General features: G+C 55.3%; 20 protein-coding genes and 1 tRNA gene. 11 read left to right on the top strand and 10 right to left on the bottom strand.

The genetic code is table 11. The features are described from left to right. Positions 1-74: 74 nt before the first annotated feature. Complete coding sequence (locus L53_RS14510; protein ID WP_034817006.1) at positions 75-965, bottom strand: DUF2971 domain-containing protein; 891 nt, start codon at positions 963-965, stop codon at positions 75-77. Positions 966-1474: 509 nt separating this feature from the next. On the opposite strand from L53_RS14510, the gene trpS reads away from it, so the two are divergent. The 5 genes from trpS (at position 1475) to L53_RS14480 (ending at position 7453) form a co-directional block, all read left to right on the top strand. Next, positions 1475-2476 (top strand): tryptophan--tRNA ligase, encoded by a 1002-nt coding sequence (gene trpS / locus L53_RS14500; RefSeq protein WP_034817002.1) that lies wholly within the window; start codon positions 1475-1477, stop codon positions 2474-2476. 118 nt (positions 2477-2594) lie between these two features. Continuing rightward, positions 2595-3215 (top strand): hypothetical protein, encoded by a 621-nt coding sequence (locus L53_RS14495; protein WP_034816999.1) that lies wholly within the window; start codon positions 2595-2597, stop codon positions 3213-3215. A 158-nt stretch (positions 3216-3373) separates the two neighbouring features. After that, on the top strand, positions 3374-4666 hold the full coding sequence (locus L53_RS14490) for an adenylosuccinate synthase (protein WP_034816997.1): 1293 nt from the start codon (positions 3374-3376) through the stop codon (positions 4664-4666). 93 nt (positions 4667-4759) lie between these two features. Next, positions 4760-5203, top strand: coding sequence for a PA2169 family four-helix-bundle protein (locus tag L53_RS14485; RefSeq protein WP_233347865.1), 444 nt, complete (start codon positions 4760-4762; stop codon positions 5201-5203). A 162-nt stretch (positions 5204-5365) separates the two neighbouring features. Further along, positions 5366-7453, top strand: a complete 2088-nt coding sequence (locus L53_RS14480; RefSeq protein ID WP_034816995.1) for a catalase — start codon at positions 5366-5368, stop codon at positions 7451-7453. 64 nt (positions 7454-7517) lie between these two features. Here L53_RS14480 and L53_RS14475 read toward each other — a convergent pair whose 3' ends face one another. Then, complete coding sequence (locus L53_RS14475) at positions 7518-7793, bottom strand: hypothetical protein (RefSeq protein WP_034816993.1); 276 nt, start codon at positions 7791-7793, stop codon at positions 7518-7520. Between the two features lie 386 nt (positions 7794-8179). On the opposite strand from L53_RS14475, the gene L53_RS14465 reads away from it, so the two are divergent. Together L53_RS14465 and L53_RS14460 are read left to right on the top strand one after the other, a co-directional pair. Beyond that, positions 8180-8620, top strand: a complete 441-nt coding sequence (locus L53_RS14465; RefSeq protein WP_156947942.1) for a hypothetical protein — start codon at positions 8180-8182, stop codon at positions 8618-8620. Then, positions 8607-9707 carry an ImmA/IrrE family metallo-endopeptidase gene (locus L53_RS14460; protein WP_051608013.1) on the top strand — a complete coding sequence of 367 codons (1101 nt, stop codon included), beginning with the start codon at positions 8607-8609 and terminating at the stop codon, positions 9705-9707. The genes L53_RS14465 and L53_RS14460 overlap by 14 nt, the downstream gene beginning before the upstream one ends. Here the strand turns inward: L53_RS14460 and L53_RS14455 are convergent. The 3 genes from L53_RS14455 to L53_RS14445 all read right to left on the bottom strand — a co-directional run bounded on the left by L53_RS14455 (position 9704) and on the right by L53_RS14445 (position 13431). Further along, positions 9704-10690 carry a hypothetical protein gene (locus L53_RS14455; RefSeq protein ID WP_156947941.1) on the bottom strand — a complete coding sequence of 329 codons (987 nt, stop codon included), beginning with the start codon at positions 10688-10690 and terminating at the stop codon, positions 9704-9706. The two genes, L53_RS14460 and L53_RS14455, sit on opposite strands and share 4 nt — an antisense overlap. A 9-nt stretch (positions 10691-10699) precedes the next feature. Next, the gene (locus L53_RS14450) at positions 10700-11653 is read right to left on the bottom strand and encodes a thymidylate synthase (protein ID WP_051608012.1); all 954 of its coding nucleotides are present in this window, start codon (positions 11651-11653) and stop codon (positions 10700-10702) included. A 107-nt stretch (positions 11654-11760) separates the two neighbouring features. Then, positions 11761-13431, bottom strand: coding sequence for a hypothetical protein (locus tag L53_RS14445; RefSeq protein ID WP_034816987.1), 1671 nt, complete (start codon positions 13429-13431; stop codon positions 11761-11763). A gap of 315 nt (positions 13432-13746) precedes the next feature. On the opposite strand from L53_RS14445, the gene L53_RS14440 reads away from it, so the two are divergent. Next, complete coding sequence (locus L53_RS14440) at positions 13747-14268, top strand: hypothetical protein (protein ID WP_034816985.1); 522 nt, start codon at positions 13747-13749, stop codon at positions 14266-14268. On the opposite strand, the gene L53_RS14435 is transcribed toward L53_RS14440, so the two are convergent. The 4 genes from L53_RS14435 to cpdR form a co-directional block, all read right to left on the bottom strand. After that, positions 14250-15224 (bottom strand): site-specific integrase, encoded by a 975-nt coding sequence (locus L53_RS14435; RefSeq protein ID WP_034816982.1) that lies wholly within the window; start codon positions 15222-15224, stop codon positions 14250-14252. The genes L53_RS14440 and L53_RS14435 overlap by 19 nt on opposite strands. Before the next feature lie 107 nt (positions 15225-15331). Beyond that, positions 15332-15406 (bottom strand) — tRNA-Val (locus L53_RS14430). Between the two features lie 44 nt (positions 15407-15450). Further along, on the bottom strand, positions 15451-15771 hold the full coding sequence (locus tag L53_RS14425; RefSeq protein WP_034816980.1) for a hypothetical protein: 321 nt from the start codon (positions 15769-15771) through the stop codon (positions 15451-15453). Beyond that, the gene (cpdR, locus tag L53_RS14420; RefSeq protein ID WP_034816978.1) at positions 15771-16130 is read right to left on the bottom strand and encodes a cell cycle two-component system response regulator CpdR; all 360 of its coding nucleotides are present in this window, start codon (positions 16128-16130) and stop codon (positions 15771-15773) included. Before cpdR ends, L53_RS14425 begins: the two co-directional genes overlap by 1 nt. A 283-nt stretch (positions 16131-16413) precedes the next feature. Between cpdR and L53_RS14415 the strand changes: the two genes are divergently transcribed. From L53_RS14415 to L53_RS14405, 3 genes are all read left to right on the top strand, one after another. Then, entirely contained in the window at positions 16414-17220 is an 807-nt protein-coding gene (locus L53_RS14415) for an N-formylglutamate amidohydrolase (RefSeq protein WP_034817174.1), read from the top strand. 294 nt (positions 17221-17514) lie between these two features. Then, the gene (locus L53_RS14410; protein ID WP_034816976.1) at positions 17515-17910 is read left to right on the top strand and encodes a helix-turn-helix domain-containing protein; all 396 of its coding nucleotides are present in this window, start codon (positions 17515-17517) and stop codon (positions 17908-17910) included. A 34-nt stretch (positions 17911-17944) separates the two neighbouring features. Continuing rightward, positions 17945-18760 (top strand): inositol monophosphatase family protein, encoded by an 816-nt coding sequence (locus L53_RS14405; protein WP_034816974.1) that lies wholly within the window; start codon positions 17945-17947, stop codon positions 18758-18760. Between the two features lie 4 nt (positions 18761-18764). Here L53_RS14405 and L53_RS14400 read toward each other — a convergent pair whose 3' ends face one another. Further along, a complete protein-coding gene (locus L53_RS14400; protein ID WP_051608011.1) occupies positions 18765-19766 on the bottom strand; it encodes a TraB/GumN family protein in 1002 nt (333 codons plus the stop codon). Positions 19767-19869 lie beyond the last annotated feature (103 nt).

The following is a 19869-nucleotide window of genomic DNA, read 5'->3' as shown; positions in this document are numbered from 1 at the left end:
GTTGGGGCTTAGGGCAACCAATGGTCGGGGAACCGGCTCATCCCGATTGCGAACATAACAAACACGACTTTCGTCTAAAACTCCACGAAAGGTGCGGAAGAGATTTTTGTCGGCAAGTTCTGGAAGCCGATTCTGATGATCAACTCATCCAATGCTTGTTTAGAGCGCTCGGGATGGGCAGAAGGACCGATAATGATCTCTGCCGGCGTTGGAACTGGAATTCGGACGTAGGGGATTAGATTGTTACGACCTGGTCGCACCGAGAACTGATAATCCGTGCCTTCTTGATCCTGATTTCTGTGTTCGAACGTTATGAGCCGCATCTCGCGCTCGTACGCAAAAGATGGGTGTTTGTAGAAGGAGCGAGCACACCACACTATATTGGAATAGAGATAGCTCGCCGTCTCGAGAGTGAGACCTTCCGCTTCGACGAAATCCTTTATCCTTCCAATGCTGTCGGCGAGTGATTTCCGCTGGACCTCGGGATCATAGCAGCAAGGACAAAAGCGGGTCATTGTCGGGGAAGACATTGCCGTTGCCGCAATTGCAGAGTGTTTCCAACCAATGGCATACCCATTGAACCCCGCATACATTCGCCATTGGGCCAGACTGTCACCGTCCCGAGAAAAACACGCCGCGTACTCCGGTATCTCGATCTGTACGGGTGATTGGTCCGTCAGCGGCAAAAGAAATGGACCGAGCTCCTCATTTTCCTGAATCATTTGCTCAATAAACCGATCTGCAAACCGCCTTTCAGTGTGGTCATTCATAAAGCGAAGATCGGACGCGAATATGCGGGCGGATTTTAGAATCCCGAGCAGAGCCTCTTGACCCGAATAGTGATAGATAATCCCAGACGACGGCTTAGTTGATGCCTCGAGAAGAGACTTCATGAACCGCTCACTCTCCTCTTGCAAGAATACCTGCACGCGTTTTTGTGGATTCAAATCGGTTTCGTCGGTCACTGTCGGCGACTCCTATTCCAAGTGGGCATTCCTCTATCAGATTCTTGAGCCAACGACATCACTGTTGCTGGAGCCAACGTCCGCTTTTGCGACCAAAGCAGTAGATACGAACAAAGCCTCCACCACATGGAATTCGCCAGGAGTCCCCCCCCTCCCATCGCCCCCGCCCGCGAGGATACGCCGCCCCGAATTCGTCTGACAGGTTCCGACCCCACACTTATGCCCATGAGTGTTGACCGGTCTTTCCTCACCCTGGGCCTCGAAACTGCCGAGCGCGCGCTGCTCGATGTGATCGCGCGGGAGCATCTGGATCGGCAGCCTGAAAAGTTGACGCGCCCCTGTGCGCGCTATAGGCAGCGCTCATGAGCAAACGAAGCACCTCAAATTTCGCTTGGTGGCACATCCGATAATCGGGTGGCCCAGCTTTCATATTCCAAAATGGGTCGCCGCATGAGCGGCCTTTTTTTGTTTCCTCTCCTGCGGTGCCCCCACACATTCAGGAGAATACAGTGTCACACCCCATCATCCTCACCGGCGATCGCACAACCGGCCCGCTCCATCTGGGGCATTATGCCGGATCCCTCAGGAACCGATTGAAATACCAGGAGACCCACAGGCAATTCGTGCTGCTCGCCGACACCCAGGCCCTGACCGACAATATCGGGAATATCGGCAAGGTCCGGGAGAGCGTTCTGGACGTGGTGATGGACTATCTCGCCGTCGGTATTGATCCTCAGAAGACGACAATCTGCGTTCAGTCGCATTTGCCCGCACTCGCCGAGCTCTCACTGCTCTATCTCAATTTCGTTTCGGTCGGGCGATTGCAGCGAAACCCCACCGTCAAGGAAGAAGTCCGTGCGCGTGGCCTTGAAAAGAGCATCCCGGCCGGGTTCCTGTGCTATCCCGCCGCTCAGGCGGCTGACATCACGGCGTTCAGGGCGACCCTTGTGCCAGTGGGCGAAGACCAGATCCCGATGATCGAGCAAACCAACGAAATCATTCGCAGAGTGAATGCGGTTGCCGGCCGCCCTCTGCTCGAGGAAATCGAGGCGATTGTCCCGAAGGCAGGACGGTTGCCGGGCGTCGATGGGGCTTCCAAGATGAGCAAGTCCGCCGGCAACGCCATCAAACTGTCGGCAAGCCCGGCTGAAATCTCGGCGGCTGTAAATGCGATGTACACAGACCCAAATCACCTCAGTGTGCAGGATCCCGGACAAGTCGAGGGAAATGTGGTTTTCACCTATCTGGATGCCTTCCACGATGATGCCGAGGAAGTGGAAGCGCTGAAGGCTCACTATCGCCGCGGCGGCCTTGGAGACGTGACGTTGAAAAAGCGCCTTGATGGGATCTTGCAGGACTTTCTGGAGCCGGTACGAGACCGTCGCGCCCAGCTTGAACAAGATCCGGACTATATCCGCGACATCGTTCGGGATGGTACCGAGACAGCGCGAAACCTGACGGAACAGACCAAATCCGAGATTTATGACGGGCTCGGAATTTTCCGGCTTTAAAAGTCCGGGTGCAATGGGGCATCTGCCTGTGGCGGATGCCTCCTCTCCCATCGTCCCCGCCCGCGAGGATAAGCCGCCCCGAATTTGTCTGACAGGTTCCGCCCCCACACTCGGGCCCATGAGTGTTGACCGGTCTTTCCTCAGCATGGGGCTGGAAGTTGCGGAGCGCGCGCTGACCGATCTGGTCGCGCGCGACAATCTGCATCTGCGGCCTGAAAAGATGCCGCGCACGCGCCGGGGCAAGGCAAATGGCCGCTTGAAACAAATTGAACAGATCGTCCGGCGGCTGCTCACCCTTATGGCGCTCAGCCTGCACATCGTGTTCGCGCCGCCGCGCAAGCGCGCACCGACCCCCGATCTGCCGGAGGGCGCCCAGCTGCTCACCTTCCCAGGTGCGGCAGACCCCTGTTTCGCGCTGCTGCCCCGTGCGGGTGGCCCATTTCCCTCTGGACCAGTTATGGACACTTTCGGGACCACTTGTGGACCAGCCGGACAGGTCCCGACCACAAGACTGCTCGCGCGCATCCGGGCGCTCCATCGCGTCCTGAAATCCCCGGACAGCGCCGCCAAGCGCCTTGCCCGGTTCATCCAGCGCCTCAAGGCCAGGGGCGAACCAAGGCCCATGGCGGGACATGCGCACAGCGCGTTCCGGCTATCTGCGGAGCTCGGGGCGCTTTCCACGGCCCTGCCGGGGCTCCTCACTGCCTCGCTTGAGGCGACATGGGAGGAGTCCGGCTGAGGCCCCTCCACATGCAGATGGATTGCCGGAGCGCAGGCCGCGTGTCCGGATAGGGGCGCATCCGCGCCCGCCTGCGACAAAGGGATTTCATTCCCCCCTCTTGCAATTGGTGCCCAAATCCTGCCCATGTCGCCGCGGACTTTGCAGGAGCAGGAATCATGGCCGGAGTAGTGGTTGTCGGGGCCCAATGGGGCGACGAAGGCAAGGGCAAGATCGTCGACTGGCTGTCCAGCCGCGCCGATGTGGTCGTCCGCTTTCAGGGCGGGCACAATGCCGGCCACACGCTGGTCATTGACGGCAAGGTGTTCAAGCTTGCGCTGCTGCCCTCCGGCCTCGTGCGCGGCGGCAAGCTCTCGGTGATCGGCAATGGCGTCGTGGTGGATCCCTGGCACATGCTGGAAGAGATAAAGGGCATTCAGGCCCAGGGCGTCGAAGTCACGCCTGAGACGCTCGTGCTCGCCGACAATGCCTCGCTCATTCTCCCGTGGCACAAGGACATCGACGCCGCCCGCGAAGGCGCGCTCGGCGCTGGCCAGATCGGCACCACGAAACGCGGCATCGGCCCGGCCTATGAAGACCGCGTCGGCCGCCGCGCCATCCGCGTGGCTGACCTCGCAGACCCCGCCGCCCTCGACATGAAGATCGAGCGCCTGCTGGCCCACCACAAGCCGCTACGCATCGGCGTTGGTTTGCCGGAACCGGATGGCGAAGAACTCAAGGCCGAACTCCTGAAGATCGCCGACCAGATCCTGGCCTATGCCAAACCCGTCTGGAAACTGCTCGACGAACAGGTCCGCGCCGGCAGTCGCATCCTGTTCGAAGGCGCGCAAGGCGTGATGCTGGACGTCGACCACGGCACGTATCCCTTCGTCACCTCGTCCAATGTAGTGGCAGGAAACGCCTCTGCTGGCTCAGGCGTTGGCCCCGGCGCCATCTCCTATGTGCTGGGCCTCGCAAAAGCGTACACCACGCGCGTCGGTTCCGGCCCCTTCCCCACCGAACAGGACAATGAGATCGGCGAACGCCTCGGCACCGTCGGCCGCGAAGTCGGCGTGAACACAGGCCGCGCCCGCCGCTGCGGCTGGTTCGACAGCGTCATGGTACGTCAGGCCTGCGCGACCTCCGGCGTTACCGGCCTCGCCCTGACCAAGCTCGACGTGCTGGACGGCTTTGACGAGATCAAGGTCTGCGTCGCCTACAGGCTGAATGGCGAGACGATTGACCACTACCCTGCCGGCCTGACCGACCAGGCCGCTGTAGAGCCCGTCTATGAGACGCTTCAGGGCTGGAAAGGCTCGACCGCTGGCGCACGCTCCTGGGCAGACCTGCCAGCCGAGGCGGTCAAGTATGTTCGCCGCCTCGAAGAACTGGTCGGCAAACCGTGCGCGCTGGTCTCCACGTCGCCGGAGCGCGAAGACGTAATCCTGATGAAAGACCCGTTCGAGGGCTAAGCGCCTTTGATCATGTCCGTCATTTAAGGTTTTCTGTCTGGAACTCATGCCTTGTCTCCCTGTTGGTCAGGACAGACAATGAGGAGTTTCCAAATGACCGACACAATCAACAAAACCGAAATTGACGCCCTCAACGACGTCACCAAAGTGCTGATCGACAGCCGCAAAGGCTATGAGAAATGCGCTGAACTCTCAGATGAGAGTTTTGCGTTTCGCACCCAGTTCCAGAAGCGCGCCAGTGATCGCGCAGCACTGATCAGCCGCTTCCAGCAGCAGGTCCGTACTCTCGGCGGCGAACCCCAAACTGAGGGTGGTGCGCTTGGGTCGCTTCATCGCGCCTTGACCGAGTTCTCGTCCATGTTTCAGGACGACAGAAAAGCTGCCCTTGAGGCGATTGATGACGGCGAAGAACACCTGGCCGACTCGATCAAGGATCGCCTTGAAAAGTCCGAAGTCCACGGCCAGTCCCGCGCCCTTCTGGAAGAAGCCTATTCGAGCGCCCGCTCTGGCGAAGCCTTTGCGGACAGCTTGAGCTGAATACAGGCATAGCAGAAATTTTGAGGGGCGGTTCTGTTTTCTGGAGCCGCCCCCGTTCATTGGATTCCCTCGAAGGGGGATGAAAGCCGCATATGCGAGGAACCAATGAGCCCGTCGCGCAGTTGATTAGAACACCCTCCAACCAGCAGATGGATTTCTCTCATGTCCGACAAACCAGACCTTTCCCTCGACGAGGGCGGCGCACCTCATCAGACTACTGAGGATGGCTACGAGACCATCACCACCCAGCAAGGCGTGCCCATTGCCGACGACCAGAACCATCTGAAAGCGGGCGCGCGCGGACCGATGCTGACCGAAGACTTCATCTTCCGTGAAAAGATTTTCCACTTCGACCATGAGCGCATTCCTGAACGCGTCGTGCATGCCCGCGGCTACGGTGCGCATGGCTATTTCGAGACACTGGATACGCTTGAGGACGTCACCACGGCAAACATTTTCCAGAGAAAAGGTGAGAAGACCAATGTCTTCGCCCGCTTCTCTACTGTGGCTGGCAATAAGGGCTCGCCCGATCTTGCGCGCGATGTGCGGGGTTTTGCCGTGAAGTTCTACACGAAAGAAGGCAACTGGGATATTGTGGGCAACAACATTCCTGTCTTCTTCATTCAGGACGCCATCAAGTTTCCAGACCTGATTCATGCGGCCAAACCTGCTCCGGATCGCGGCTTTCCGCAGGCCCAGACAGCACATGACAACTTCTGGGATTTCATCTCCCTGTCACCGGAATCCATGAACATGGTCATGTGGATCATGTCCGACCGGACCATTCCCCGTTCCCTGCGGTTCATGGAAGGCTTCGGCGTCCACACATTCCGGTTTGTGAATGCCGAAGGCAAAGCAACCTTTGTGAAGTTCCACTGGAAACCAAAGCACGGCCTGCAGTCGGTAGCTTGGAACGAAGCCCTGAAGATCAATGGAGCCGACCCGGACTTCCACCGCCGCGACATGTGGGATGCCATCCAGATGGGCGACTATCCGGAATGGGAACTCGGCGTGCAATTGTTCGACGAGGAATTTGCCGAGAATTTTGAGTTCGACGTACTGGATGCGACCAAGATCATTCCGGAAGAACAAGTGCCCGTCCGCATTGTCGGACGCATGGTCCTGAACCGCGTCGTCGACAATTTCTTCGCTGAGACTGAACAAGTCGCCTTCTGCACACAGAATATCGTGCCCGGTGTCGACTTCACTGCGGACCCGCTGCTTCAGGGCCGTAACTTCTCCTATCTCGACACCCAGTTGAAACGCCTTGGTGGCCCGAACTTTACACATATCCCGATCAACCGTCCGCAATGCCCGATGCGCCATTTCCAGCAGGATGGCCATATGGCGATGGAGAATCCCAAAGGCCGCGCCAACTACGAACCGAACAGCTGGGGACCGGAAGAAGGCGGACCGCGCGAAGATCCCGCCAAGGGGTATCGATCTTATGCCGAGCTGGTTGGCGGAGAAAAGACGCGCCTGCGCCCGGAATCCTTCGCCGATCATTACAGCCAGGCCCGCCAATTCTATGTGAGCCAGACCAAGGTCGAGCAAAAACACATGGCAGATGCCCTGACCTTCGAGCTCAGCAAGGTTCAGAAGTTGGAAATCCGTCTTCGCATGCTGTCTCACTTGCTGAACATCGATGAGGACTTGGCGAAGAAAGTGGCGGATGGGCTCGGCGTGTCTGACATGCCACCAGCGGCTGATCCGGCCAGCCCTCCCATCACGGACTTGCCTGCTTCCGATCCCCTGAGCATCCTGAAGAACGCTCCAGACAGTTTCGCAGGCCGAAAACTGGGTATCTTTGCTACGGACGGCGCGGATGCAGACCTCCTGAACGCGCTGAAAGAGGAAGTGACCTCCGCTGGCGGCATGACGATGCTGATCAGCCCGAAAGTGGGCGGCATCACACTCAGTGACGGGTCGCACATGGATGCTGACGAGAAAATCGATGGCGGTCCATCGGTCCTCTTCGATGCCGTCGCCCTGCTGATCTCCGAAGAGGGGGCGGACATGGTCAAGAACGACGCCCCTAGCCGGGATTTCGTGGCCGACGCGTTCGCGCATTGCAAATTCATCGGCTATGTCGAAACGGCCCAACCTCTCATGGAGAAGGTCAGCGTCTGGGATGCGAAGGATGAGGGCTGCGTCGCGATCAGCAAGACCGGAGATGTGCCCGGTTTCGTGAAGACACTCGGCAAGCTCCGCCATTGGGATCGCGAACCGATGGTTGACCTTGACGGCTAGGACAAGGCCCCTGCCCCGGAATTGAAACGAACATGAAGGAAGGCGGCCAGTTCGCCTTCCTTTTTTATACGTCCATCATACGGCGGACCCATTTCGTGGTGCCTTCTTCCATCCCTTTGAATTTGGGCAGGGAGTCCAAGCGACCGACGAACAGGGCGTCCGGCTGGGCCAGGCGTTTGACGTGGTGGTAGAGTCTGGACTGCGTCTCCGGCGTCGCAACAAGAAACAGACGTTCATCCAGCTTCCTAGTCATCAGAGAAATATTGGAGGCCTGCAGCATTTTCCCGCCGGTGTAATAGACGACAAACATATCGGCGTCCGGCAAATCTGGATCAATCATGGAAACATCCCGTCATTTTTTAAAACAACGCGGCAGGTTTCAGGAGGTTTCGGAAGACTTCGGAATGGTGGGCGGTACAAGGTTCGAACTTGTGACCCCTACGATGTCAACGTAGTGCTCTACCACTGAGTCCGCTTCGCTTTTGTCGACCTTTTGCCTTTTAAATCAGTCTGCTAGCGCAGCCTAAGGCAATGCGGCCAGACACGCAACCGCCCGTCATTCCTCGGGGAATCATCATTTTGGTGTGACACCAGTGTGACAGAAATCGAAGACTGCAAGGGGGGGAGGCAGGGGGACGGGGGGCCCTTAGTATATGCATACTAGACGATCAAAATTTCTCGCAGAAATTGCGCGAACCTCCTCTCTCCATTTAGACAACAAGCAAAATGAACCGGGCGAATTTAGTTGCTGAACTCAACTCAATGGGGTTCAAAACGCTCATATCTAACGTTTGCATGGTGTTCGTAGCCTCGACCATTTTGGACGACATTGGAGTTTTTGAATTGGAATTGGCGTGGGAAACGGAGGAGCTGCGAAATATATGTGAACACTCAAGCGCCGCCGAAGCTGCATTGGGGCCTCTTGTTATAACCGACTTCAAAGCTCGATTGGCTGACATGAGGGCAGCTATAACCGTTGACGATCTCTTCTTTGGCGAGCAAGCCCAAGCGACAAACGGCTCGCCCGCAGTGATTCGCATTATGTTGCAGCCCACTGGTAGTATCGTATTTTCGAGCAATCACAGTCGAGACAAGGATGTCGCCGGAGTCGATTGGTCGCAGGTGAAGAGAATTCGAATCATGGAAATCACTAATGATGCTGTCTGACCCTTCGACATTCGCTCCCGATTGGTTTTCTCATCCGGGCATCACCATAAACGCTGTTCTGCAACGTCGAGAATTAGACATTAACGACTTCTCGGACCTCGCAAGCTGGAATCAAAAACGCACTAGGGATCTGCTTCAAGGCCAGCTTAAAATTGACGCTGATATTGCTTCCACTCTTTCAAAACATATTGGTTCATCACCGGCGTTTTGGCTCCAGCGACAAAAGGATTTCGATTCAGATCTTCAGCGCTGCGCGAACCAAATTAAGGAGCAACAAGCGGATGCGTTCCTTTCAAATCTTCCAATTAAAGAGATGAAAAAACATGGTTGGCTACCAACCGCATCAAATGATCTTAGCTCTATTCTACAATTCTTCGACATATCTGGGATCGACGATTGGTCTGCGAAATATGAAGCCAAAGAAAAGGCCGTAGCCTTCCGGCAATCTCCTACCTATTCCAGTGAGCCTAATAGTACATTGGTATGGCTAAGGCAGGCTGAGAGAGCTGCTACGCTCGTACGTTGCGGATCTTGGGACAAGGACAAATTTGTCTCTAACCTCACGGCGATGCGGGCATTTGCTAAAATGAAAGACCCTGCGGCCTTCCTGCCAAAGCTAATCAAACTTTGTGCGGAGTGCGGGGTCGCTGTAGTGTTTGTTCGCGCCCCAAAGGGCTGCCGCGCTAGTGGCGCTACTCAGTTTATCAACGCCGACAAGGCTATGATCGTATTGAGCTTCCGATATCTGTCAGACGATCACTTTTGGTTCACGTTCTTCCACGAAGCCGCACATCTAATACTGCACGACAAGCGCGCTCTTTTCATTGAAGATGGAAGCGAGGTGACTGGTCAGGAAGAGCAAGAAGCAAATGATTTCTCTAGGAACGTACTGGTTCCGACCCAATATGTCCCAGAAATGGAATCGCTCCCCTCCAATTTCAGATCCATTGTGCGATTTGCACTAAAGATTGGAATTTCTCCAGGAATTGTAGTGGGCCAACTTCAGCATGCTGGATGTTTACGTCCCAATCAGCTGAATTCACTCAAACGAAGGTTCAATTGGGATCAACTGGCCTTGGCCTTCTAGCGAAACGCCACGAATACTGATGGGCTCTTCTGCCAATTGCAGAGTGAATCTTCGAGCACTTGTTGGCCTACTGATAGCTTGGTTCCTAATTTTATAAGCTCCGCTTCCGCGTGCTTGACATCTAGTTTAGCCGCAGCATCGCCGTTGAGCAAAAGTGCTGTGCCTGCCCTAGGTCCGGTGGCGCCTTTAAGAAAGGTCCTGCCCGGTTCGATGTGCAGCAGGCCTAGCTTTCCGATCATAGTAAGGTGATCAAAAGCCCCCAGTCGCCCCCAACGAGTAATAGACGATACCGACTGATAGAGTTGTTCAAAAGCGACTGTGGGGTCATTGGTATGGCCTATGATGCCGGTAAAGCGTTGATCGTGTGTTCCGGGCGGGCCGACCCATGCCACGTAGCTTTCCACAACGGCAGCCAAACCTTTCGGACTGTTCTCTCTCTTGCTTTCATACTTTCTGTGATTGCCAAACCGAAGGTGCGAAAGCCCCGTTTGGTTGGCGCGAAGCCACAGTCTAAAGCCGCTCAAGTCACTGCAAATCTCGGCCCAACTCCAATAAGGGTTCGTACCCAGCCGTCCGTATACTGCTCTCATCAACCCCCAACCATCGACAGCATGCTTGCTAAAATGCGTTGCTAAAAAGATCAACCAAAACGCTTCGTCTCGGTCTCCCGCGCGCATGCACAGAAGCGCTGCTTTCAGCGGGTCGAATAAATCACTCTTTGGGTCCGCTCGATCAGGATCTATCGGTCGGGAAGCGATAGCTTTGACGTATTCGATTCGTCGAATGCTTTCCAATATCTGCGCGACCAAGACGTTTCGCCGTACAGGATCATCGACCCCAGGCAGCGGGAATATCTGCGCGGAATATTTCTGTAGGGCCGAGTTCAGCGCGGCTGCATGCGCAATTTGTTTCGGTCGAATCATCAAATCACTTTCATTCAGGGCAGTTGGCGCTTTGGCCCGCTCTACCAGATTTCGATTCAACTTACGCTGCTATTTGACTCTCGATTCAATATAAATTTTATATGCCGGATCCCCTATTTCCAGTGCGTTCTTCTGTGCTTCGCCAGCGTCAGCGGCCCTACTAGCTGCGAAGATCGCCAACAATCTAGCCAAATCTTGCCAGTAAAGAGGAAGATCGAAATCGCTCAGATTGCACTTTTCATTTGACCGCAACGATTGCTCAACGCGCAACATTTTTTCTATAGAGTCCCATGGATCACCGCTCGGCATTTCGGGCATTGGAATATTGGTAGGCTGGAACCCTTCTGATAGGAATTTTTCTGCCTTCGCGCGATCTCGATTATACAAATGAAGGCTTCCCACGAAGTGCTTGTAGGTTCCAATTTCAACACCTAGAGATCGTGCGACTATTTCTTGGAGCATTGTGAAAGCGAACACGTCGTGCGCTAGACCAAGGTGAGCGTCGTTCGAACGCATGTTGACGATCAGTTGAAGCTGATTGTCTCTTAACAAGAACTGGAGCATGCAAGTGCAAGGAATCTCCTTTCGCCGAGTCGAGCGCTCCCCAATGTCTAGAGCATCGAAGATCTGAATTACAGCTCGTCTTGTGTTCGGCGTCACCTTCAACAAATTTATGACGTTCTGTAGTTGGTTCTGACCATGCCAATTGAGCAACCTAGGACCATACGCGCCGTATATCGTTTCTCCATCCTCTGATTCTTCAGCATACAGCGGTATGTAGTATCGAATGTGCTCAGCACTATCGGAACCTGACAAGTACCAAAGCAATTCGCCCACACAGCTAATCGCCTTCCCTTTAGTTTCAGTTCTGCTCAGACGCGCCCGAGGATTCCCTATCTCAAGCAGGACACCTGCCAATTCCACGGCAGGCGCCCGAGTTGGATCTATCGGGCTGCCATTTGCAAGAAGCTCAGTAAGAACGGCCCGCAGCAAATCATCCAAGGTTTCTTTGTTGATGTACATCTATCTGCGCTCCAATTATCGTTCGCCAGTTCAAAATTCCCCTAGGATTCGTGACTTGAACCAACAATACGGCTCTCAATCTTATTTGGCGGCCAAATTTTCTATGTTTACGAACTCATAGCACGACGACCTGGCTGCTCAATGCAGCCCGAAAGGTGACGCAGATACCAAGTATAATTTGATGAAATGCTATGCGACTTAAATATTTTCTCTCTCGCCTTGGCGGACCAACCGATATCCACGTTCGCTTCAATCGACCTAATTAGTTTGGCCTCGGCACTCAACTCCAAAAGATCTTGCCAATAGTCAAAGAGTGTAGCCTTGCAGTCGACCTTAATGTCCTCACACCCTATCACGGTCTTATACGCGTCAAACATGCTAGAATTGAGATTCGCCCCCTGATCCTCTGTCACGATGAAGCTGTCATGCACGGGCAAAGCCAGCGCTCTATGTTGATCCCGCATTGTTCGCATAATGATTTCCGCAATATCAGAATCAAGTCTTTGAAGTTTCACTCCCGCATCACTGCGAAAACTGTCGGCTATGGCTTCATGCTTCTTCTCAAGAGCCCTTATGAGTCGCACTGGTGTCCATTCTGCTGGCAGTGATAGATGATCTAATGATTCCAGATGACGGGCGCCTGGCTTTGCATTGACCAATGCCATCAGAGCTTTTTTTGCAGATGTGCGATACTCGCTTGGCAGTCCTTCAACTTCATATGGATCGCCGTCCAAAGTCAGACCGTGTTGATGATAGATCATCGTCGGGTGCAGGGCGTGAAAGTCTAGCTCCACGGTCGGGTGTCCATTAATCGTCAAGAACGGCCGATAGAGCTTTGGAAGATTTTGCCAGAAACCGCCATAGTGCCGCCCACCGCACTCGAAGCTACTTCGATTGAATACGCGATGCAGCTTGTTCGCCTGCCATCCCATAATCTGGGACATCGTGTGCGTGTAGTCTCCGGCGCGCTTTCGTTCCGCGAGCTTTTCCTGTGTCGTTCTAAGGACTGAGGCGATTTCAGCATCACTTATGAACAGCCCGACCCTATGCTGGTCCAAATGGCGATTGTAGGTAGACACCAACTTTGACATCCGGTCTGTTTCGTCGGAGCGATCAAACTCGACCTGTTGTCTGTGATCATCAAGCAGGCAGATAGGAGCAGACTGAATGTTCGATCTGAACACTGAGTTTAGCGTACTAGTTATAGGCGTAATTCTTTTATCTTTTAAACCTTCAACTTCCTTTGAGTAGGCAGAAGAACTTGTAGGAACAAGAAGGATAGAAGCAGGGTCGATGGAATCGTATTTAGTTCCAACCTTCAACAAGCGAATCCATTCGATCACAGATTCATCTCTGAGCTTGAGCTTCGTATTGTCCATGTAACCGTCAGGACTTCGAAAGCCCTTGTATTTGGTCACTAGTGGTTCCAGTTCATGACCATTCACCACCTGGGGTGTCACCAACAAATGGATCGCCCGTGTAATGGCTTCGTAGCCAATGCCGAACCTTTTCGCAGGTGAGTAATTTTTCTTCATCAATGAGATGGCAATCAATGCGTCGCCAGTCCATCGGGTTCGAAACAGGTTTGCTAGTAGGGATCGGATCGCTTTTTTTGTCTGCTCTTTTGTGGCGGATCTTGTGCGTGGCCGAGCGGTAGACAATGCGATTTCGATTAGCTTTGAGGCGATCAACTCAACCAGTGGGTCTGAAGTCACTAAGTTGAGGTCTACATATATCTTGTTCGTAAAATCTTCTCTCGTTCTCTTTCCATTTTGCATGGACAAATCTACTTTCTGGCCCCGTTGTCCGGGGTCCTATTTTTGGAGGTGATAGGGGGTCTATATCGACGTATCAAAAGACACGACGAAGACGACGCCCAATATTTGAAAAATTCATTTTTTTGAATCGACTAGAGCAATGCGGAGAGGCCAATTTTGCCTGAGACGCAATCCCAATCTGAAATTATATTGTATCACAAAAGGTCGAATTTGTCAAGGAAAATCACCTTCTCGTTGATGTCATGACTGATTCCTGTACGGTCAATCGATGCGCTCTCAAGATGGGCGCTTATTGAGTTGGTTGGGGAAACGAACATGACACAAGCAGAATGGATGGCCCGCCTCGCGACCTTTGGGCCCTATATCTGGGAGTTTGCGCTGGCCGTCATCTTCTTGATGATCGGCATGGTCTTCTCTCGCAGAGAGATCGGCAAACGAGAAAAGAAGCGCGTGCTCGAAGAGCTGACCAACATACAGCGCGAGATGTATCGAAGAGCTACGAAGGAATGGTCGGAAACCGGTTACCGAGAAGTCTGGATGATCGGTCTATACTTTGAAAGAGTTGTGACTCTGAGGAACATGCTCAACGACCGCGACTCCCTTCCCATAGAACTGAACCAAATGTTCGAATCCTACGAAAGTAATCTTCGTAACTTCGGTGCGGTCTGGGCATCGGCACAACGTCGGAAAGATGGGTTTTGGCAGGCCTACAAGAGCACCTTCGATTCCTACCACGCGCTCATAAGGAAGCTGTCTAAGGAGTATGTGATCGCGAACGAACCCTTGATCCAATTGCTTCAACGAAAAGACATGTCACATCAGCCAGAACTCACATGACTGTATCGGGCTAGCATACGATAGTCCCTGTGCCCCGAGATTGCTGCGACTGCAGGCATCGACAGACCTTTCTCAAATAGGCGCGAGATGGCTTCATGTCTTAAGTCGTGAAAGTGGAGATCATCCAATTTCGCTCGTCTTACGGTTCGCTCCCACGACAATCGGAACGCATTTGGAGTGATCGGGATGATCGGGGCGCCGTGCTCTACCGAGAATGCCTCCAGAAGACTCCCAAAGGCCCCTACAGCGCCTTCTGAGAGGGATATGGACCTTGCCCTGCCCGTCTTGGTGACCGGAATCCTGAGCGTCCTCAGCGCCTCGCCAAAATCCCTTTGTCTCACGTTCAATATCTCTCCACGTCGCATCGAAGTCTCAACGGCAATGATGATAGATGGCTTGAGATATTTGTTCTTCGTTTGGTCTGCTGCCTCAAGCAGCGCGGCGTACTCGCCAGACCTAAACCTTCTCTCGCGTGGAGGATTGTTCTGCGGTTTGCGAAGCAGGGCGACAGGGTTCTCCAGAATAGGGATACCCCACTCGGATCGCGCAATCGAAAACATGTGCTGGAGGGGCGCAAGCTCACGATTGAACCCGGATGCGCTGATCGTCTTCAAGCGCTCGTCTCGGTAAGCTGCAAAGTCCGACACTGAGATTGATGATAGGGATTTGTGGTTCAGGGATTGTCCTAGAAAGGCGTTCAGCAGGAAGGTTTCAACTTCAGCTCCCTTCTTTGCCTGACAGACCGTGTCGCGATAGCGGGTGACGAGATCCCCCAATGTGAGTTCATCGAGAAGGCGGGGGTCATGCTTGAGGGTTCGGCGATCAGCTTCCACCTCCATTGATCTCGCCCAGGTATCGGCGTCAGCCTTCTTCACGAAGCTTCTGGATATGTTTGGGGCGTTCTTTCGCCTCACCTGAACCTGCCAGCGATTGGCACGTTTACGTATTGTCGCCATAGGAAAACCCTCGTCGAGTGTGACACCAGTGTGACAGACTGACTTTTGAGGGCTTGGGTCGCGGGGCTGCTTCTAGGGATAACCCTGAGAAAACAGCTTAGTAGCGATGGTGGGCGGTACAAGGTTCGAACTTGTGACCCCTACGATGTCAACGTAGTGCTCTACCACTGAGCTAACCGCCCGATCCATTCGGAAGCAGGGGTAATGGATAATTCAGCGCGCGCCGTCAAGCCGGGTTTGGCGGTGTAACGACGCAGAGCGCAATTTTCTGCAGTATTGGCTCCGGTGTCGCAGGATCTTCGGCAAAAAACCAGACTTCGCCAAACGGATCATTTGCGGAAAAGGCATGTCCCTCAAACTCGAAAGACAACCAATGTCCAAGCTCCGAGGGCGTAAGAGACACTATGTTCGCGCCATCCAGAAAATTCAGGCGCAGCATGCATTCATCCATACTCATCGCAGCCGGCGCATCAAAGAAGTGCCGGCCAGCGTCATGGGATAGGGATTTCAGCAGCTTGGGAGGCTCGATGTCGGAGCCCCGCCCCATCAGGCCGCCATCACCTTGTCGACCTCATCCACGATTTCGCGGAGATGGAAGGGTTTGGACAGGACTTTCGCGCCTGCAGGTGTCGGAGCCCCGGAGGAGAGCGCCACGGCGGCGAACCCCGTAATGAAGACGATTTTCATGGCCGGGTCGAGTTCGGCGCCCCGGCGTGCCAGTTCGATTCCATCAAGGCCGGGCATGACAATATCGGTCAGCAGCAGATCGAACACTTCGCGCTCCAACGCGGACAACGCGCTTTCGCCGTCAGCGTAATCCTGGATCTCGTGTCCGGCGCGACGCAGAGCGGCAGCCAGGAACAAGCGCATGGAATCGTCATCTTCGGCCAGCAAAATCTTGGTCACGCGGAATACCCTCTTCTCGGTAGAACCCTAAGCATAAAGACGCAGTTCGGTAAATCAGGCGTGAATATCTGCGGACTTAAAGTCGGAAATTACTGCGGGCACCGGCTGGATTCTCGTGAAAAGGCTTGACCTTCAGGCAAACAAAGAAACGATGTGCTGAATGACAGACGCCCCCCAATTTCTTGACAGACCTGAACATTTTCAGCGAACGGCCGGTTCGCAGGACAGCCCTGCGGCCACGCCTCGTTATGAAACGCCGTACCGGCTGGTAACCCCGGAAAAAATGTTGGCGCCAGTCATTTTTGCCTCGCCGCATTCGGGCAGTCTCTATCCACGTGAGATGCGTGAGGCGCTCTGCGTACCGGTGGACACCGTACGCCGGACGGAAGATGCGTTCGTGGACGAGTTGTTCAGTGCCGTGCCTGAGCAGGGTGGCATACTCGTGGCGGCGAAATATGCTCGCACAGTCGCTGATCTCAATCGCGACCCACGGGAACTCGACCCGAACATGTTCAGTGATGGAGTCCCTCGCCCCTGCGGCATGCCGACAGCGCGTGTGGAAGCCGGGCTCGGCTGCTTGCCGCGTGTCGCAGCCAGGGGAGAGGCGATTTATGCGCGCCGCCTTACCCGATCAGAAGGAGAAGCGCGCCTGTCCGGCATTCACGACATCTATCACCAGTGCCTGGCGACCGAGCTGGGCAGTCTGAAGGAGCGGCACGGCCGGGCCTTCCTTATTGACTGCCACTCAATGCCCAGCGTCCAGCCTGGGCGTCGCAATCTGGCAGATATTGTGTTGGGGGACCGGTTCGGCTCCAGCTGTGACCCACGTCTGACGGGGCGAATTGAGCGCGCATTCCGAGCGAACGGGTTCAGCGTTGTGCGGAATGCGCCCTATGCAGGAGGGTATACGACACGTCGATATGGCCGCCCCAAGCGAGACTTCCATGCGGTACAGATCGAGATCAATCGCGGACTGTACATGGATGAACAAGCGGTCGAGACCAGTGTCGGCTTTGCGCAAATGCAGCAAGTCTTGTCCGCTATTGTCGTCGAAATCCTCGACGTCGCGACCCAGATCGGTCGACGCTGATCGTCGGAATACCCTGCAATTGCAACAGGTCTGCGTTACTTCCAAAAAAAGGCCGCGCTACGAGAGCGCGGCCAAGGTCAAAGGGAGGAAACGCCAGAGGCGTCTGCACCGGAGTGCAAGACCAGATTTATGTTGCGGCGCACAAAACGCAACCGATGATTTGGCAAATTCCTGCAATTTGGAAATGCAGCCCAAATTTTAGGCAAATGTGACCACCGGCACGCCATTTGCGAGAGACCAGCCCGAACATCCCGTTTTGGGACTGAGAGCGGTCCCATCCGCAAGGAGCTGAACATGGCTGATGAAACCGACCTGCACGTAGGCAAACGCCTTCGCCGCCGCCGCCGCCTGCTGGGCATGACCCAACAGGACCTTGCGAGTCAGGTAGGCGTGCGTTTCCAGCAGATCCAGAAGTATGAATGCGGTGCCAACCGCATCACGGCATCTCGACTCTATGAACTGGCGAAAGCCATGAACGTCTCAGTGCAATACTTCTTCGACGGCATTCCCGCAGCAGACGCACCGGATGCCGCGAATGACGCCGAACGCATGGAAGGCGATATTCTTTCGCAAAAAGAGACGTTGGAACTGGTTCGCGCCTACTATCGCCTCGGCGAGCGCCCCCGCAAACGCCTCCTGGAACTGGCCAAGGCGCTGGAAGGCGACACCAGCAGCACGGGCGTCGCTTGACGCCCAGCCCGGGGCGGGGCAATCCCATGCCCGCATGACAAATTCCTACTCCCTAGAAGATGAGCTGACCTTTGCAGGTCGTCTCGCAGATGCGGCCTGGTCAGCGATCCGGCCGCATTTTCGTGCACTGGATGCCGTCGACAACAAGATCACAATACCCCACGCCGATTTTGACCCCGTGACGGCCGCCGACACGGGCGCCGAAGCGGCGATGCGCGCCCTGATCGAAGCGGAACGGCCCGATCACGGCGTTACTGGCGAGGAATTCCCCGCTAAACCTTCGAAGAACGGCTTCACCTGGTTACTGGATCCGATAGATGGCACGCGCGCTTTCGTAGCTGGCCTGCCGAGTTGGACCACATTAATTGCGTTGTGCGATGAAACGGGCACGCCCGTCATCGGCATCATTGACCAGCCTGTTCTGGACGAGCGCTATCTCGGCTGGCCGGGCGGTGCAGCGGTTCAGCGAACTGGGACACAAACGCCAATCCAGGTCTCCGACTGCCGAGACCTCCGCGAAGCGGTCATCTCGACGACAGATCCCTTTATCCTGAACCCCGCCGAACAGGGCGCGTGGACTCATCTGAGAGCTACAGCTCGGATCAGCCGCTACGGCCTGGACGCCTACGCTTATGCCCGGCTGGCCGCCGGCACGATCGACCTTGTAGCGGAAAGTGGCCTGAAAGCATGGGATGTGGCCGCGCTGATCCCGGTTGTGCGGGGCGCAGGTGGCCTCGCGACTGACTGGCGCGGCAATGAACCAAAGCTCGGCGGTCAGATCGTCTGCTGTGCCAGCGAGGAAATCCTCGAGCAAGCGCTGTTGGCGCTCCGCCGGTCTGCCGATACATGAGCGCCTACGGGCCCTCGACCTCATAGCCTTTGGCTTCCAACATTTCGATAACGCTGTCTTCACCAGCCAGATGACCGGCTCCGACAGCGATCAAGCGCGTACCGGGCTCTTCCAGCATGGCTTCGATCTTGCCAACCCAGATCTCGTTACGAGACTTCAACAGCGCATCATAGACATCGTCTGACCCCATCATGTCCGGATTGGACATAAGCAGGCCAATCCCGTGCACATCGCCATCAACCCACTCGGACACCAGCGTATCGAGCACATCTCCCCCCTCCTCGATGGACTCGGCAGAGCTCACAAGGAAATCGACCTGCACATCTGTGGGCATATTGGCGAGACGGCCCAACTGCTCGTCTATTGTCTCCAGATAGGCGAATGACTTGCCTGCCGCGCGAGCTTCTGCGCCCAGAACGGTTTCTACGCCGGCATTCGGGTCGAAGCCTTCCTTCTTGATCTGCAGAACAGAGAGATTCACCGCCGCCCACCACGGCCGCATCGGCTCAATCGCGCCGAGGGGCAGTCCGACATGGTCAAGCGCCTTTTGAAGCTCTGCTCGCTCCAGTTCACTGAGCAAACTCGACAATTGCTGACCATTTTGCAGCATGCCCTGAGTGGAGATGAACTTCATCATTTCGGACGCCGCAGCTTGGCTTGTGACATCTGCCTCAAAGACGACCGTATCAGCCTCCGCGAGCGCAGCGTCCATCTCATCGCTGCGCCATTCCAACTCCGGGCGGAGCAAGTGCACCGTACCAAATATGTAAAGCGTCGTGTCTTCGTCCTGCAGCGTCCACAAGGCTGGCTCCCCTGCCCCTCGGGAAGCTTCCGCTTCGCTCAACGCGGCCTCATAAGCAGCCTTCTGCGCTTCCAGCTGCGCCGCCCGGTCTGCGGGCTTTTCCTGAGGCACCGCCGGGCTGGACTCTTCCCTTGCCCCGCAGGCCGAAAGGCCCAGCAACAGCGCCATGGCTGTGACGGTCATCGCAATGGTGAAAGTCCGCATGTCTGGCTCCTGAATCTGTGTCCGTTCCAGACCTAGCCCAAAGTGATCAAGGCGCAAGCACCCAGCGCTGCGCAAACCGCACTCCGACGTTGCACTCACTCGC

Source organism: Hyphomonas sp. L-53-1-40 (assembly GCF_000682775.1).
Taxonomy (GTDB): domain Bacteria; phylum Pseudomonadota; class Alphaproteobacteria; order Caulobacterales; family Hyphomonadaceae; genus Hyphomonas.
This window is presented reverse-complemented; position numbering and strand designations above follow the sequence as displayed.

Bases quoted from the DNA above. Each gene is read 5' to 3' on its own strand.
- L53_RS14490 (WP_034816997.1), top strand. From the start codon at position 3,374: ATGGCCGGAGTAGTGGTTGTCGGGGCCCAATGGGGCGACGAAGGCAAG.
- L53_RS14405 (WP_034816974.1), top strand. From the start codon at position 17,945: ATGACAAATTCCTACTCCCTAGAAGATGAGCTGACCTTTGCAGGTCGT.
- L53_RS14475 (WP_034816993.1), bottom strand. From the start codon at position 7,793: ATGATTGATCCAGATTTGCCGGACGCCGATATGTTTGTCGTCTATTAC.
- L53_RS14480 (WP_034816995.1), top strand. From the start codon at position 5,366: ATGTCCGACAAACCAGACCTTTCCCTCGACGAGGGCGGCGCACCTCAT.
- L53_RS14425 (WP_034816980.1), bottom strand. From the start codon at position 15,771: ATGGGGCGGGGCTCCGACATCGAGCCTCCCAAGCTGCTGAAATCCCTA.
- L53_RS14450 (WP_051608012.1), bottom strand. From the start codon at position 11,653: ATGTACATCAACAAAGAAACCTTGGATGATTTGCTGCGGGCCGTTCTT.
- L53_RS14460 (WP_051608013.1), top strand. From the start codon at position 8,607: ATGATGCTGTCTGACCCTTCGACATTCGCTCCCGATTGGTTTTCTCAT.
- L53_RS14465 (WP_156947942.1), top strand. From the start codon at position 8,180: ATGAACCGGGCGAATTTAGTTGCTGAACTCAACTCAATGGGGTTCAAA.
- L53_RS14400 (WP_051608011.1), bottom strand. From the start codon at position 19,766: ATGCGGACTTTCACCATTGCGATGACCGTCACAGCCATGGCGCTGTTG.
- L53_RS14495 (WP_034816999.1), top strand. From the start codon at position 2,595: ATGAGTGTTGACCGGTCTTTCCTCAGCATGGGGCTGGAAGTTGCGGAG.
- L53_RS14415 (WP_034817174.1), top strand. From the start codon at position 16,414: ATGTTGGCGCCAGTCATTTTTGCCTCGCCGCATTCGGGCAGTCTCTAT.
- L53_RS14440 (WP_034816985.1), top strand. From the start codon at position 13,747: ATGACACAAGCAGAATGGATGGCCCGCCTCGCGACCTTTGGGCCCTAT.
- L53_RS14410 (WP_034816976.1), top strand. From the start codon at position 17,515: ATGGCTGATGAAACCGACCTGCACGTAGGCAAACGCCTTCGCCGCCGC.
- L53_RS14485 (WP_233347865.1), top strand. From the start codon at position 4,760: ATGACCGACACAATCAACAAAACCGAAATTGACGCCCTCAACGACGTC.
- L53_RS14445 (WP_034816987.1), bottom strand. From the start codon at position 13,431: ATGCAAAATGGAAAGAGAACGAGAGAAGATTTTACGAACAAGATATAT.
- L53_RS14435 (WP_034816982.1), bottom strand. From the start codon at position 15,224: ATGGCGACAATACGTAAACGTGCCAATCGCTGGCAGGTTCAGGTGAGG.